At 72.3% G+C, this 14,661-nt stretch carries 13 protein-coding genes; 4 read left to right on the forward strand and 9 right to left on the reverse strand.

All coding sequences use genetic code 11. From position 1 onward, the window contains the following. Nucleotides 1–7 precede the first annotated feature (7 nt). From ACYVMZ_RS20240 to zapE, 8 genes are all read right to left on the reverse strand, one after another. On the reverse strand, nt 8–853 hold the full coding sequence (locus ACYVMZ_RS20240; RefSeq protein ID WP_461081569.1) for a polysaccharide deacetylase family protein: 846 nt from the start codon (nt 851–853) through the stop codon (nt 8–10). 147 nt (nt 854–1,000) lie between these two features. Beyond that, the gene (locus tag ACYVMZ_RS20245; protein ID WP_461081571.1) at nt 1,001–2,518 is read right to left on the reverse strand and encodes an FAD-dependent oxidoreductase; all 1,518 of its coding nucleotides are present in this window, start codon (nt 2,516–2,518) and stop codon (nt 1,001–1,003) included. Between the two features lie 50 nt (nt 2,519–2,568). Further along, entirely contained in the window at nt 2,569–3,426 is an 858-nt protein-coding gene (locus tag ACYVMZ_RS20250) for a PPK2 family polyphosphate kinase (RefSeq protein WP_461081573.1), read from the reverse strand. Between the two features lie 94 nt (nt 3,427–3,520). Then, nucleotides 3,521–4,903: a PhoX family protein gene (locus ACYVMZ_RS20255; protein ID WP_461081575.1), complete on the reverse strand. Its 1,383-nt coding sequence runs from the start codon at nt 4,901–4,903 to the stop codon at nt 3,521–3,523. Nucleotides 4,904–4,993: 90 nt separating this feature from the next. After that, nucleotides 4,994–5,884 carry a slipin family protein gene (locus ACYVMZ_RS20260; protein ID WP_461081577.1) on the reverse strand — a complete coding sequence of 297 codons (891 nt, stop codon included), beginning with the start codon at nt 5,882–5,884 and terminating at the stop codon, nt 4,994–4,996. A gap of 193 nt (nt 5,885–6,077) precedes the next feature. Beyond that, nucleotides 6,078–7,568: a SulP family inorganic anion transporter gene (locus ACYVMZ_RS20265; protein ID WP_461081685.1), complete on the reverse strand. Its 1,491-nt coding sequence runs from the start codon at nt 7,566–7,568 to the stop codon at nt 6,078–6,080. Between the two features lie 14 nt (nt 7,569–7,582). Continuing rightward, nucleotides 7,583–8,164 (reverse strand): carbonic anhydrase, encoded by a 582-nt coding sequence (locus ACYVMZ_RS20270; protein ID WP_461081579.1) that lies wholly within the window; start codon nt 8,162–8,164, stop codon nt 7,583–7,585. Between the two features lie 754 nt (nt 8,165–8,918). Next, nucleotides 8,919–10,025, reverse strand: coding sequence for a cell division protein ZapE (zapE, locus tag ACYVMZ_RS20275; RefSeq protein ID WP_461081581.1), 1,107 nt, complete (start codon nt 10,023–10,025; stop codon nt 8,919–8,921). A 37-nt stretch (nt 10,026–10,062) separates the two neighbouring features. Here zapE and ACYVMZ_RS20280 point away from each other — a divergent pair, with 37 nt between their 5' ends. The 4 genes from ACYVMZ_RS20280 (at nt 10,063) to msrB (ending at nt 13,504) form a co-directional block, all read left to right on the forward strand. Continuing rightward, nucleotides 10,063–10,878: a pyrimidine reductase family protein gene (locus tag ACYVMZ_RS20280; RefSeq protein ID WP_461081583.1), complete on the forward strand. Its 816-nt coding sequence runs from the start codon at nt 10,063–10,065 to the stop codon at nt 10,876–10,878. Between the two features lie 242 nt (nt 10,879–11,120). Beyond that, nucleotides 11,121–11,594: an indole-3-glycerol phosphate synthase gene (locus ACYVMZ_RS20285; RefSeq protein WP_461081585.1), complete on the forward strand. Its 474-nt coding sequence runs from the start codon at nt 11,121–11,123 to the stop codon at nt 11,592–11,594. Between the two features lie 73 nt (nt 11,595–11,667). Then, on the forward strand, nt 11,668–13,071 hold the full coding sequence (gene murC / locus ACYVMZ_RS20290) for a UDP-N-acetylmuramate--L-alanine ligase (protein ID WP_461081587.1): 1,404 nt from the start codon (nt 11,668–11,670) through the stop codon (nt 13,069–13,071). Nucleotides 13,072–13,096: 25 nt separating this feature from the next. After that, nucleotides 13,097–13,504, forward strand: a complete 408-nt coding sequence (msrB, locus tag ACYVMZ_RS20295; protein ID WP_461081589.1) for a peptide-methionine (R)-S-oxide reductase MsrB — start codon at nt 13,097–13,099, stop codon at nt 13,502–13,504. 66 nt (nt 13,505–13,570) lie between these two features. On the opposite strand, the gene ACYVMZ_RS20300 is transcribed toward msrB, so the two are convergent. Then, a complete protein-coding gene (locus ACYVMZ_RS20300) occupies nt 13,571–14,566 on the reverse strand; it encodes a lysylphosphatidylglycerol synthase transmembrane domain-containing protein (protein ID WP_461081591.1) in 996 nt (331 codons plus the stop codon). Nucleotides 14,567–14,661: the final 95 nt, after the last annotated feature.

A 14,661-nucleotide genomic window follows, 5' to 3' on the forward strand; every position in this document is an offset into this window, starting at 1 on the left:
AGGACGCTCAGCGCCGCCCGCCCGCCGCCCCGATCAGCTCGGACACCTTCACGAACCGGAAGCCCTGCCGGCGCAGCTCGGGCACGATCGTCCGCACGGCCCGCTCGGTCACGGGCGCGGCGCTGCGCGTGCAGTGCAGGACGACCACCGAGCCCGGCCGCACCCCGTCCAGCACCTGCCGGGCGACCGCGTCGGCGTCGGTCGCGAACGCGTCCCCGCTCACCACGTCCCACTGCACGGCCGTGACCCCGGTCGGCGTCAGCGCCTTCAGCGCCCGCCGGTCGTAACACCCGCCCGGGAAGCGGAAGTACGGCATCGGCTCGGGCACCCCGGCCCTGCGGAACGCCGCGTACGCCCGCTCCACGTCCACCCGCATCCGCTCCTCGGGGACGGTCGGCAGGCCGTAGCAGTCACCCTTGAACGCGTAGTGGCTGTAGGAGTGGTTGGCCACCTCGAAGAGCGGATCCCGTCCGAGGGAGCGGGCCTGGTCCGGGTACTCCTCGGCCCACCGGCCCGTCATGAACACGGTGGCCGGCACCTTCAGCGCGCGGAGCGTCGCGATCAGCCCGGGGTTGTCGAAGTGCTCGCCCGCCGCGGCCCGTGCCCCCTGGTCGGCGGTCATGTCGGCGTCGAAGGTGAGGGCCACGGTCCTGCCCTGCGTCCGGGGACCGTGCCGGAAGACGGGGGTGAGGCCGGAGGGGCCGGGGGCCAGGGTCGGGGGTTTCGACGGGGGTGCGACCGAGGGTGCCGGGCGGGCGGCCTGCGGAGGCCGGGCGGTACCGCAGGCCGCGAGGGTGGCGAGGGCGGCGCTCAGAGCGCAGACGGCTGCGACGCGTCGTACGGGAGTGATCACCGTATGAAGATATGGGTGCGCATGTGCCGTTGTGCGCTGCCGGTGCGGTGACGCGACCCCGCATCACCCGCGCGGCCTCCGCCCTGCCCCCGGCCGCCGCCCCGCCCCCGCGGCCCGTCCCTTCAGATGTCCCCGCGGCCCGTCCCCTCAGATGTCCCGTCGCTCCAGCGGCCGTGTCGCCGGGCCCTGGACGACCTTGCCGTCGGTGTCGAAGCGGGAGCCGTGGCAGGGGCACTCCCAGGCGCGTTCGGCGGCGTTGAAGGAGACCAGGCAGCCCAGGTGGGTGCAGCGGGCGGACACGGCGTGCAGGGTGCCGTCGTCGTCCCGGTAGACCGCGAGGCGGTGGCCGTCGACGCGGACGACGGCGCCCTCGCCCGGGGGCAGGGACTCCACGGGCGGCGAGGGGCGCAGCCGGTCCCCGACGAAGTGGCCGGCGACCTTGGCCTGGGTCTTGAGGAAGGTCGGGGCTTCGCGCACCGCCGGGCGCAGCCGCCTGGGGTCGTACAGCTCGCTCCACGCGCACGGCTCCCCGGTGATCTGCGCGGAGAGCAGCCGGCCCGCCATCACCCCGCCGGTCATGCCCCAGCCGCCGAAGCCGGTGGCGACGTACGTGTGCCGTGCGCCCGGGTGCAGCGGGCCGACGAGCGGCACGGTGTCGGTGGGGTCGTTGTCCTGCGTGGCCCACCTGTGGGTGATGCGCAGGTCGGGGAAGTGCTCGGTGGCCCAGGCGGTGAGGCGCTCGAAGCGGGCGCGGGTGTCGCCCGTGCCGGGCGTGAAGTGCTCCCCGGTGACGATCATGAGCCGGCGGTCCCCGCTGTACGGGGCCGTGCGCACCGAGCGGGTGCCCTCGTCGGGCGTGATGTACATGCCGTTCGGGTCCTGGTCGGCGGGGACGGGCCCGGCGACGACCAGTTCGCGGCGCGGGGTGAGCCGGGCGAACAGCAGCGCCCGGTCGAAGATCGGGTAGTGCGTGGCGACCACGACGTCCCGGGCGGTCACCGTCGCCCCGGCCGTCGTCGACAGCCGGCACGGCTCGCCCTCGTCCAGGCCGACCACGGTGGTGTCCTCGAAGATGCGCCCGCCACGCGTGACCAGGTCGGCGGCGAGGGCCAGCAGGTACTTGCGCGGATGGAACTGCGCCTGCCCGGTGACCTCGACCGCGCCCGCCACCGGGAAGGGCAGGCCGGTCTCCGTCACGAACGAGGCCGGCAGCCCCGCCTCCCGGGCCGCCCGCGCCTCGGCCCGCAGCTCGTCCACCCGCCCCGCGTCACAGACGTAGGTGTACGCGTTCCTCGGCTCCCAGTCGCAGTCGATGCCCAGCTCGTCCGCGATCCCCGCCATGCGCGCGATCGCCTCGGACTGGGAGCGGGCGTACAGCCGCGCGCCCTCGGGGCTGCGGGTGCGCCGCAGCTTGTCGTAGATCAGGGTGTGCAACGCGGTGACCTTGGCGGTGGTGTGCCCGGTGACACTCGCCGCGATCCGCCCGGCCTCCAGCACCGCCACGCTCCGCCCGGCCCGCGCCAGCTCCCACGCCGTGCTCAGCCCGGCGATCCCGCCGCCGACCACCGCCACGTCGACCTCGAGGTCCTCCGTCAGGGCGGGGTGCCGGCCGTCCGGTGCCGTCTCAAGCCAGTAGGAGCCGCTGACCTGCTGCTTCTCGCTCATGACCGCCGAGTACCCCGGCGTGCCGACTTCAGTGTCCGCACCATGTGCCGTCATTTCTTCGCGGCCCGGACCTCCGCCAGCAAACGCTTTTGGCATTCCGCGACGTCGAAGTCCGCCGTCGGGTACCGCGGGTCCAGCTCCTCCAGGTGCTCCAGGAGGAGCCTGCCGACCGCCCAGTTGCGGTACCACTTGCGGTCGGCGGGGACGAGGTACCAGGGCGCGTACGGGGTGGAGCAGCGCTCCAGGGCGATCTCGTAGGCCTCCTGGTAGGCCGGCCACAGGGAGCGGTCGTCGATGTCGGAGGGGTCGAACTTCCAGCGCTTGTCCGGCCTGTCGAGGCGCTTGAGCAGGCGGCGGCGCTGCTGCTCGTACGAGATGTGCAGGAAGCACTTGACGACCGTCACACCGTCGTCGGCGAGGGACTTCTCGAAGCGGTTGATCCGCTCGTAGCGGCGGTCGATCTCGGAGCGCGGGGCGAGGCCGCGGACGCGGGCGATCAGGACGTCCTCGCCGGGTGTGGGGAGGGCTCTTTCGACGCGCCACAGGAAGTCGTGCCTCCGCTCCTCCTGCGTGGGCGCCTTGAACGCCTTGATCCGGCAGCCGGAGGGGTTGAGCATGCCGATGACGTGCTTGACCGTGCCGCCCTTGCCGCTGGTGTCCATGCCCTGCAGGACCAGCAGGACACGGCGCCGGTCGCCCGCCGTGCTCGCCGCCCACAGGCGTTCCTGCAGGTCGGCGAGGCGTTCGCCCAGCTCGGCGGTGGCCGCCTCGCCCGCCGGCTTCTCCTTCGGGCCGCCGGGGGTCGCCCCGGCGTCGTACCGGGAGAGGTCGACCGGCTCGCCGCCGGGCACCCGCAGCAGCTCCCTCAGGGACGGTGTGCTCTTCCGCTTCGAGCGCGTCTTCGCCACGGGGCACCCCTTTTCGTTCCTGTGCCTCATGGTGCGCCGGGGCGCCGGGTTCGTGCACCCGGCGCCCCGGCACGCACCGCCCCGCCCGGCCCGGCTAGCGGCGCCAGGGGCCCGTCACCGCGAACGTCGTCCCGGGCGTGTAGCAGTTGACGTACATCGTCTCGCCGTCGGGGGAGAAGGTGACGCCGGCGAACTCGCCCCACTCGGGGGCATCGGGGGTGCGGATGTTCTGGCGGTTGCGGGCCATCGCGTACACCTCGCCGCGCCTCGTCACGCCGTAGACGTGCTGGGCGCCCTCGCCGTCCTCGCAGACCATGAGGCCGCCGCTCGGGGCCAGGCAGATGTTGTCCGGCGACTCGCCCGGCAGCTGTACGTCGGTGTCCGGGCCGAAGACGATGACGAGGGTCAGCCGGCGCCGGTCCGGGTCGTACCGCCAGATCTGCCCGTAGTGGTCGGCCGCCGAGCCCTCCGCGCTGCGGGCGAAGGACGAAACGAAGTAGACCGACCGTCCGCCCCAGTAGCAGCCCTCCAGCTTCTGCGCGTGCGTGATGCCCTTCGGGCCGAAGTCCTGCAGCCGGATGGGGGTCCGGGCGGCCTGCGGGTCCGGTACGTCCACCCACTCGATGCCGTCGAAGCAGGCGCCCGTCTCCTGGATCGTCGACAGGTCCGGGACGCCGGGCACGCGCATCGCCTGCAGCCGGCCGCCCGCGCGCAGCGAACCGCGCCCGCCGAGCGGCTTGTCGGGCAGGAAGCGGTAGAAGAGGCCGAAGGGCTTCTGGAAGGCGTCCTCGGTCTCGTAGACCACGCCCCGCTTCGGGTCGACGGCGATCGCCTCGTGCTGGAAGCGGCCCATCGCGGTCAGCGGTACGGCACCCGTGCGGCGCGGGTCGGCCGGGTCGACCTCGAAGATGAAGCCGTGGTCCTTGGCGTAACCGGCGGTGCCCGCCTTGTCCTCGGTCTCCTCGCAGGTCAGCCAGGTGCCCCACGGGGTGGGCCCGCCCGCGCAGTTGACGGCCGTACCGGCGAGGGCGACCCGTTCCGACAGGACGTGGTTGCGCGCGTCCAGCGTCAGGGCCGTACAGCCGCCCTTGGCCGCCGGGTCGTAGGTGAGGCCGTCGACCGCCGGGACCGGGACCGCGCCGTTGGCGCGGTTCTCGTGGTTGCGGACGAGATGGACGCGGCCCCCGCTGCCCGCGAAGGCCGCCATGCCGTCGTGGTTGGAGGGGACCCGGCCCTCACCGGAGCGGAGCCGGTCGCCCTCACGGGACAGCACGCGATAGCGGAAACCTTTCGGCAGATCGAGGAGCCCGTTGGGGTCCGGTACGAGCGGGCCGTACCCGGTGTGGCCCAGGTGCTGCGCAGCGGCGGTACCCGCGAAGAGTTCGGAGAGGGAGCCGGTGAACGCGATGCCCACTCCCAAGGCACCGGTACGGGCGAGCAGTTCACGTCGGGTCGCGGAGCGACCGGTTTCGGACATGGGGCAGCCTTCCTGCTGGCGGACAGGAACTGTGACCCCGCTGTGTCTATCACCTGGTGCGGGCGGCGGGAACCACGCGCGTAGCACGCGTCACTGCTCGACGGCGTGCGGTGTCCTGCCGACGGCTGGTTCGCTCGCCTCGACGAAGCGTTCCGGTGGCGGCTGCGCGTCCTTCTCCGCACCCTGCGCCGTGCCCCTCTCGGCATCCCTCTCGGCACCCTTCTCGGCCCCTTTCTCCAGGAAGCGCAGCAGCTCCACCGGGATGGGCAGCACCAGCGTGGAGTTCTTCTCCGCCGCCACCGCCATCACCGTCTGCAGCAGCCGGAGCTGTAGCGCGGAGGGCGTGTCCGCCATCTGGTGGGCGGCCTGCGCCAGCTTCTTGGAGGCCTGGTACTCGGCGTCGGCGTTGATCAGGCGGGCCCGCCGCTCGCGGTCGGCCTCGGCCTGGCGGGCCATGGAGCGCTTCATCGTGTCCGGCAGGGAGACGTCCTTGATCTCCACGCGGTCGATGGTCACGCCCCACTCCACGGCCGGGCTGTCGATCATCAGCTCCAGGCCCTGGTTGAGCTTCTCCCGGTTGGACAGCAGGTCGTCCAGCTCGCTCTTGCCGATGATCGAACGCAGCGAGGTCTGCGCCATCTGCGAGACGGCGAAGCGGTAGTCCTCGACGTTGACGATCGCGGCCGTCGGATCCACGACCTTGAAGTAGACCACCGCGTCGACCCGCACGGTCACATTGTCGCGCGTGATGCCCTCCTGGGCGGGCACGGGCATCGTCACGATCTGCATGTTGACCTTGCGCAGCCGGTCGATCCCGGGGACGACGAGGTTGAACCCGGGCCGGCGTACGTCGCCGTGCAGGCGGCCGAGCCGGAAGACCACCCCGCGCTCGTACTGCTTGACGATCCGCGCCGCCGAGGCCACGTACACCAGGCCCGCGGAACCGGTCGCCACGGCCGCCGTCAGCAGTTCCTCGAGCATGACGACCTCCCCGTTCAGGGGTCCGTTTTATTTGCTTCATCCGCTCCTGTAACGATATGCCCGTGTCCGGTCGGGGGCCACGCCCGCCGCCGGACCGGACCTGCGGGGCGACGCCCGGGATGCGACCGGACATGCGTGAGGCCCGGGGCACGTCGTGCGCGCCCCGGGCCTCACCTCACGGACAACGGTTGCCTCAGGCCGCCGTGACCTTCTCGGCCGCTCCGGCCAGCGCCGGTTCCGTGACCCTCACGGGTTCCGTACCCACCGCGCTGTGCCGTTCGGCCCAGGACTCCAGAGCCGTGCGGCAGGCGTGGTCGAGGTGGTGCAGGCCGGACAGGTCGAGCTCGACCGGCCGGTCCTGGGGGAGGGACTCCAGGCTGTCGAGGATCTTCGGCAGCCGCAGGAAGGTCGCGTTACCCGACAGGTACGCCTGGATCGGGCCGGCGCCCTTGTCGACGACCTCCAGCTTGACGTGCGAGGCCTCCCAGGCGGTCTTGACCACCGACAGGGCCAGACCGATGAGCACGCCCTCGAACATGTTCACCGCGACGATCGCCACGGCCGTGACCACGAGGATGAGCGCCTCACCCTTGTGGCCCCGCCACAGCGTCGCGATCTGGCGGAACGGGATCAGCTTCCAGCCCGCGTGCACGAGGATGCCGGCCAGGGCGGGGATCGGGATCAGCGCCAGGGCGGACGGCAGCGCGGCGGCGAACAGCAGCAGCCACACACCGTGCAGCACACGCGAGGCCTTGGTCTTCGCGCCCGCGTTGACGTTGGCAGAGCTCCGTACGATGACCGCGGTCATCGGCAGCGCGCCGAGCACACCGCACACCGTGTTGCCCGCGCCCTGGGCGATCATCTCCTTGTCGTACTGGGTGCGCGGACCGTCGTGCAGCCGGTCCACGGCGGCCGCGCTGAACAGGCTCTCCGCCGAGGCGATCAGGGCGAACGCGATGATCGTGCCCCAGATAGCCGGGCTGGCCAGCTCGCCGAAGGCCTCGGACCCGGGCGGCTGGATGACGCCGAGCAGACCCTCCACCTTGACCGTGGCGACCGGCGGGTCGAAGGCGAGGGCGACGAGCGTGGCCAGCAGCACCGCCGCGAGGGCGCCGGGCACGGCCTGCACCTTCTTCGGCATCTTCTTCCACAGCACGATGACGGCGATGGTGCCCGCGCCGATCGCGAGGGAAGCCAGGGCCTCCGTGCTGCCGAGGGCGTCGGCGAAAGCCCCCGGCAGGCCCACGATCTTGCCGATACCGGTATCCGGGGCCTTCAGGCCCGCCGCCGCGTAGATCTGGCCGGCGATGATCACCAGGCCGATGCCGCAGAGCATGCCCTCGACGACGGAGACGGAGATCGCCCGGAACCAGCGGCCGACCTTGAGGAAGCCCATGGCGAGCTGGAGCAGACCGGCCATCAGCACGATCACGCCGAGTGCGGCCACTCCGAACTCGCTGACGGCCTCGAAGACCAGCACGGTCATGCCGGCGGCCGGCCCCGATACCTGAAGGCTGCTGCCGGGCATGAGCCCGGTGACGATGCCGCCCACGATGCCGGTGACCAGGCCGAGTTCGGCCGGGACGCCGGAGGCGACGGCCACGCCGACGCACAGCGGTACGGCGACGAGGAAGACGACGATGGAGGCGGCGAAGTCCTGCCGCAGATAAGGGAACTTGGACAGCACGGTCAGCCCCCTCACAGCGCCTCGAACGCGTCGGTGTCCACGCGGTGTTCCCGCACGGCACCGGTGTGGACCTCGTAATACCAGCCGTGCAGCTCGAGTTGACCCTCGGTCAGCCGCTTCTCGATGCAGGGGTAGGAACGCAGCCGCTGCAGCTGCGTCAGGACGTGGTTCTGGACGGCCTCGGCGACCGTCGGGTCGGCCTTGTCGGAGCACTTGGGCTCCTCCGCGGCGTGCGCGAGCCAGTCCCGTACGGCGGGAACGGCGCTCAGGTCGTCGCCCCGGACCACCGCGCCCACGGCACCGCAGTGCGAGTGGCCGCAGACCACGATGTGCTTGACGCCGAGGACCTCCACGGCGTACTCGATGGTGGCCGCTTCGCCGGTGGGGGTTCCGGAACCGTGCGGCGGGACGATGTTGCCCGCGGTGCGCAGCTCGAAGAGCTCGCCGGGGCGGGCGCCCGTGATCAGGGCCGGTACGACTCGGGAGTCGGCGCAGGTGATGAACAGGACGTCGGGGGACTGGCCCTCGGCGAGGCGAGCGAACTCCTCAGGGCGCTGTCCGAACGTGCGGGCGTTGTCGATGAGGGGTTGCATGGTGTGGTGACTCCTCCTGGCGCGCAGTGGGGGCGCGTCGGACGTGCATGACAGAGGTGGGGGGACTGCTCTGTTGCTCAGCAGCGAAAGACCTGGAGGGCGGCCGGAGTGTGGGCCTTGGCCGGTCTCGGCGTGCGGTGGTGCGCGGCGCCGGATCCGACCGTTTCCTGTACCGCCGACGGGCTCAGCGTCAGCAGTGGTCTCTCGGGTGCTGCCGGGACCGAGTTCGCGGCGCGGAACCGGTCGCGGGTGCGCAGGGGACCAGTCGGGTTCGCGAGGTGGCCGGCGCCGCGACAGGTGACGCTCTCGTCGCGCAGTGCCTTCCCGGAGAGTTTGACTCCGGTTCGTAGTGCACTTCCGGAGGGTTCAGTTCCGGGCTGAGCCTTGGCCTCAACATGACGGACCGGGTACGCGGATGCGAAGGAAGCGGTGGGTGCGAAGAACTGGAGGGCGAGCAGGACGGCGGCGAGGATCGGGACCACGGTCCGTGCCGTCGTACCTCCGAACATACGCCCCCCTTCCGGCAGTTCGCGCCCCCGACGCACATATAGCGCGCACCAATGGTTGGTCAATGACTGGTCAAGAAACACGTTAACCCTGCAAAGCCGTTTGCAGGGTTAACTTAACGTTTCAAGCTGAAGAGAGCCTGAAAACCGCAGGTTGGTTGGCGCGAAATCGCTCTTGATCAACTGGCGTTGACCGGGGTAATGAGGCCGCCTGTGAGCGGCCCGCGTGAAGGCCGTGTGGATGACGGCTAGTTGGCGATGTCGACGAGGCGGCCCGCGTCGCGCGCCAGCGCCGTGAGGCGGGAGATCGCGCGGAAGTACTTCTTGCGGTAGCCGCCCTTCAGCATCTCCTCGCTGAAGAGCTCGTCGAAGGGCCGCCCGGAGGCGAGCACCGGTATCTCACGGTCGTAGAGCCGGTCGGCGAGGACGACGAGCCTGAGGGCCGTCGACTGGTCGGGAACCGGCCGGACATCGGTGAGGCAGACCGCCTCGATGCCGTCGGTCAGGGCGCCGTAGCGGCTGGGGTGCACCTTGGCGAGGTGGTCCAGCAGGTGCGGGAAGGCGTCGAGGGAGGCGCCCTCGGTGGCGTATGCCGCCCGGGTCACCTGCTCGTCGGAGTACGGCGGCGGGGCCTCGGGCAGGCCGCGGTGGCGGTAGTCCTCGCCGTCGATGCGCAGGGTGCGGAAGTGGGCGGACAGGCCCTGGATCTCGCGCAGGAAGTCGGCCGCCGCGAACCGGCCCTCGCCGAGCTTGCCCGGCAGCGTGTTGGAGGTGGCGGCGAGCGCGACACCCGCGTCGACGAGCTTGCCGAGCAGGGTGGAGACCAGGACGGTGTCACCGGGGTCGTCGAGCTCGAACTCGTCGATGCACAGCAGGCGGTGCCCGGAGAGCGTCTGGACGGTCTGCTGGAAGCCGAGGGCGCCGACCAGGTTGGTCAGCTCCACGAAGGTGCCGAACGCCTTGCGGGCGGGCTCGGCGTCGGTGGCGTGCCAGAGGGAGGCCAGCAGGTGGGTCTTGCCGACGCCGTAGCCGCCGTCGAGGTAGACGCCGCGGGGGCCGGACGGGGTCTTCTTCGGCGCCTTCCCGAAACCGAACAGCCTGCGCTTGCCCGAGCCGGCGTCCGTGCCACCGCCCAGGCCCGCGGCGAAGCCCTCGAGGACGCGGACGGCCTCGGTCTGGCTGGGCTGGGCGGGGTCGGGGATGTACGTGCTGAAGCGCACCGAGTCGAACCGCGGCGGCGGCACCATTTCGGCCACCAGCCGGTCCGCGGGGACGCGCGGCTCGCGGGCGCACAGGGACAGGGGGGCCGCGTCGGTCATCGGGCCGGTTCCGGAGGCGGCTGTGGAAGAGGACACGGTTCCCCATGCTACGGGGCGTGGAACACTGCACGGCATGCGACGCCTGTTCCCTGTGACCGATGAAACAGCAGCTCCGGCCTCTGGTGGTGCTCCGGCGGGTGATGCGCCCGCTGGGGCCGGGCGGGAGTGGAGCCTGGCCGAGCTGGCCGCCGCGTACGCCTATCCCGAGGCCGCGGCCGGGGGCCGGGAACCCTGGCTGCGGGCGAACATGGTGGCCACGCTGGACGGGGCCGCCCAGCACGAGGGGCGCTCGCAACCCATCTCCAGCCCGGCCGACATGCGGATCTTCGGCACGCTGCGGGCGCTGGCGGACGTCGTGGTCGTCGGCGCGGAAACGGTGCGTCAGGAGGGGTACCGCCCGGCACGCGCGCGTGCCGAGTTCACTGCGGCGCGGGAAGCGGCCGGGCAGGGGCCGGTGCCGGCGATCGCGGTGGTCACCGCCAGTCTGGACCTGGACTTCTCCCTGCCGCTGTTCACCTCGCCCCTGGTGCCGACCCTGGTCCTCACGGGCGCCGCGGCCGCCCCGGACCGTGTCGCGACCGCCGAGAAGGCGGGCGCCCGGGTGGTGATCGCCGGGGACGGCATCGGCGTGGACCCCGTACGCGCCGTCCGGGCCCTGGCCGGACTCGGCCACACCCGGCTGCTGACCGAGGGCGGCCCGCGGCTGCTGGGCCAGATGGTGGCGGCCGGTGTGCTCGACGAACTCTGCCTGACCGTCTCCCCGATGCTCACGGCGGGCGACGCGCAGCGCATCGCCGCCGGGCCCGCGGTCACGGTCCCGCAGCGCTTCGCGCTGGTGTCGATGCTGGAGGAGGACGGTTTCCTGTTCACCCGGTACCGGCGGGCCTGACCTCGCCGGCGCCGGCCCCGGCGTCGACGGGCGGGAATCGGCCAGGTGTGGTCCGTCCCGAAGGGGCTCGATGATTCCCGCTGGTCCGGTAATCGGCGGAGTGTTCCGTTCCGTTTAGTTTCCGGCGGGCACACTGGATGCGGCAGTATCCGTGCGATCACGGGGCAGGATGGTTTCCGCAGGGCCTGGTACGGCCCACGGAGGACAGGGGCCCACGGGCCCCGTAGGAGAAGGGGCGCCTGGTGTTCACAAGCGTATTGATGATCGAGAAGGCCCTGACGTCCGCCGACGTGGAGTTCGTCACCACCTTGCACGGGGACGAGTCGGTCTCCTTCCACGTGCTGCTCCAGCCGCGCGGCGAGCAGGCGGACCGTCTGCTGCGGGCCATCGACGACGTGGCCCTCGGCGAGCTCGACGAGGCCGTGCGGGAGGGGAGGACCCCCGAGGGCGAGGAGGCGCTGAGCGTCGGGCAGCGGGCTCTGGAGGTCTCGCTCGCCGCCCTGCGCGCGTCCGGCAGCCAGGCCGAGGGCCGGCTCATCGAGGACCATCCGCTCGACGCGCTGAAGTCCCTGGTCGAGGAGGTCGAGGCCGACGAGGTGATCGTCCTGACCGACCCGCACTACGTGGAGGAGTTCTTCCACCGGGACTGGGCGTCCCGGGCCCGGCACAAGGTGGGGGTGCCGGTGCTGAAGCTGTTCTCCCACAGCAAGGCATAGGCTTGGGCGGCGCCCTCGGCAGAGGACGCCCTGACCGTCGTACCACTGAAGTCGTATCTGGGGAGAAACGCGCATGGCACCCGGCCTTCCTACCGCCATGGACCGACCGCACTTCATCGGCATCGGCGGCGCCGGAATGTCGGGCATCGCGAAGATCCTCGCGCAGCGCGGGGCCAAGGTGGCCGGCAGCGACGCCAAGGACTCGGCGACCGCCGAGGCGCTGCGCGCGCTGGGCGCGACCGTGCACATCGGGCACGCGGCCGAGCACCTGGCCGACGACGCCAGCTGCGTGGTCGTGTCCTCGGCGATCCGTCAGGACAACCCCGAGCTGGCCCGCGCCGCCGAGCTCGGCATCCCGGTGGTCCACCGCTCCGACGCCCTCGCCGCCCTCATGGACGGCCTGCGCCCGATCGCGGTGGCCGGCACGCACGGCAAGACCACCACGACGTCGATGCTGGCGGTCTCGCTGACCGCGCTCGGCCTGAACCCGTCGTACGCCATCGGCGGCGACCTGGACGCGCCCGGCTCCAACGCCCTGCACGGCGAGGGCGAGATCTTCGTCGCCGAGGCGGACGAGTCGGACCGCAGCTTCCACAAGTACGCCCCCGAGGTCGCGATCGTCCTCAACGTCGAACTCGACCACCACGCCAACTACGCCTCGATGGACGAGATCTACGAGTCCTTCGAGACCTTCGCGGGCCGGATCGTGCCCGGCGGCACGCTGGTGATCACGGCCGACCACGAGGGCGCGCGCGAGCTCACGCGCCGGCTGGCCGGGTCGGTGAAGACGGTGACCTACGGCGAGTCCCAGGACGCCGACGTGCGGATCCTGTCGGTCGTGCCGCAGGGACTGAAGAGCGAGGTGACCGTCGAGCTGGACGGCACGCCGCTCACGTTCACGGTCTCCGTCCCCGGCCGCCACTACGCGCACAACGCGGTCGCGGCGCTGGCGGCGGGCGTGGCGCTCGGCGTCCCGGCCGCGGAGCTGGCCCCGGCCCTGGCCGCGTACACGGGCGTCAAGCGGCGTCTGCAGCTGAAGGGCGAGGCGGCCGGCGTGCAGGTCATCGACTCCTACGCGCACCACCCCACCGAGATGACGGCCGACCTGGAGGCGATGCGCGCGGCCGCCGGCGACACCCGCCGGATCCTGGTCGTCTTCCAGCCGCACCTGTTCTCCCGCACCCAGGAGCTGGGCAAGGAGATGGGCGAGGCCCTCGCCCTGGCGGACGCCTCGGTCGTCCTGGACATCTACCCGGCCCGCGAGGACCCGATCCCCGGCGTGACCAGCGAGCTGATCATCGAGGCGGCCCGGGCGGCGGGCGCGGACGTGACGCCGGTGCACGACAAGGCGGAGGTCCCGGAGGTGATCGCGGGAATGGCGAAGGCGGGGGATCTCGTTCTCACCATGGGTGCGGGCGACGTCACCGACCTCGGCCCGCGCATCCTGGACCGGCTGTCCGGGCCGTCCGCCGAGTGATCTGTCATACGAGGGGTTGAGGCTCATGCCGTACGACGTCGAGAAGCCCGACGAGCAGTGGCGCGCGGAGCTGAGCCCGGCCGAGTACGCCGTGCTGCGCCAGGCCGCCACGGAGCCCGCCTTCACCGGTGAGTACACCGACACCAAGGCGAAGGGCGTCTACTCCTGCCGCGCCTGCGGCGCCGAACTGTTCACCTCGGACACCAAGTTCGAGTCCCACTGCGGGTGGCCGTCCTTCTTCGACCCCAAGGACACCGACGCCGTGGAGCTCGTGGAGGACCGCTCCCACGGCATGGTCCGCACCGAGGTGCGCTGCGCCCGCTGCGGCTCGCACCTCGGGCACGTCTTCGAGGGCGAGGGCTATCCGACCCCGACCGACCAGCGGTACTGCATCAACAGCATCGCGCTGCGGCTGACGCCGGACGAGGGCTGAGGCGGCTCGCTCAGGGCTGAGGCGGGTGCCGGGCTGAGGCGGGCCGGGTGCCGGGCTGAGCCGGGCTCACAGGACCTTCCGCTGCACCAGCGCCGACAGCACCAGCGCCCCCGGCAGCAGCGGAACCCACACCGTCAGCACGCGGTAGCCGATGAGGGTCGCCGTGGCCAGGTGGAGGGGCGCGCCGTAGGCGACCATGGCGAGGACCACCGCCGCGTCGACCGGGCCGATGCCGCCGGGGGCGGGCACCGCGCCGACCGCGGTGCCGGCGGCGAGGAAGGCGAACACCACCTGCGTCCAGGTCAGCGGCAGACCGAGCGCGGCGCCGACCGAGAAGATGACGCTCGCCTGGAGCACCGGGGCGGCGGCCGCCCCGCCCCACAGGGCGAGAACACGACTGGGCCGGGTGTGCAGGAGCCGTACGTCGGTCAGGGCGGTGCGCAGGAAGCCCAGGACCGGGCGGCGCAGCGGGCGGACGAACGTCACGAGCAGGGCGGCCGCGACCGGGGCGAGCAGGATGCCCCCGGCGGCCAGGAGCAGCGTCCGCCGGTCCGGCAGCAGGTCGCCGATCCGCAGGACGTCCGGGAAGGCCACGAGGAAGAACAGCAGGACCGGTGTCTTGGCGAGCGGTTTGACCAGGGAGTACAGGGCGAGGGACGCCGTGGCCCGGGCCAGCGGGATGCCGCGGCCCTGAAGGAAGCGCAGGGTCACGGCGTGGGCGCCGATGCTCGCCGGCAGTACGTGGTTCGCGGCGCCGGCGGCGAACTGCGAGGCGAGCAGCAGCCCCGGCGGGAGCCGCTCCGGGATGGCCCCCTGCCGGACGCAGGCGGCGGCCACCCAGCCCAGGCAGGTGAAGCAGAGCCCCGCCAGCAGCCACCAGGGATCGGCGGAGGCCAGCCGGGCGGCGCCGTCACGGACGGTGGGCCAGTCGGCCACCGCCCACCCGCCGATCAGCAGGACCGGCAGCAGACTGAGCGCCCGGCGGGCGAGGCGGGCGGCGGCGGGGGAGCGGAGGGAGGCGGGGAGCGGGCGGGGCTGAGGGGCGAGCGGGAGCAGCGACACGGCGCACGTCGTCCTTCCGCGTCACGCCCCCGGGGACGGGGCGGACGCACACCAGGCGAGGCAGGGGACGCAGGCAAGGTGCCCGCCCGGTGTGA

It is taken from the genome of Streptomyces deserti, from assembly GCF_054782695.1.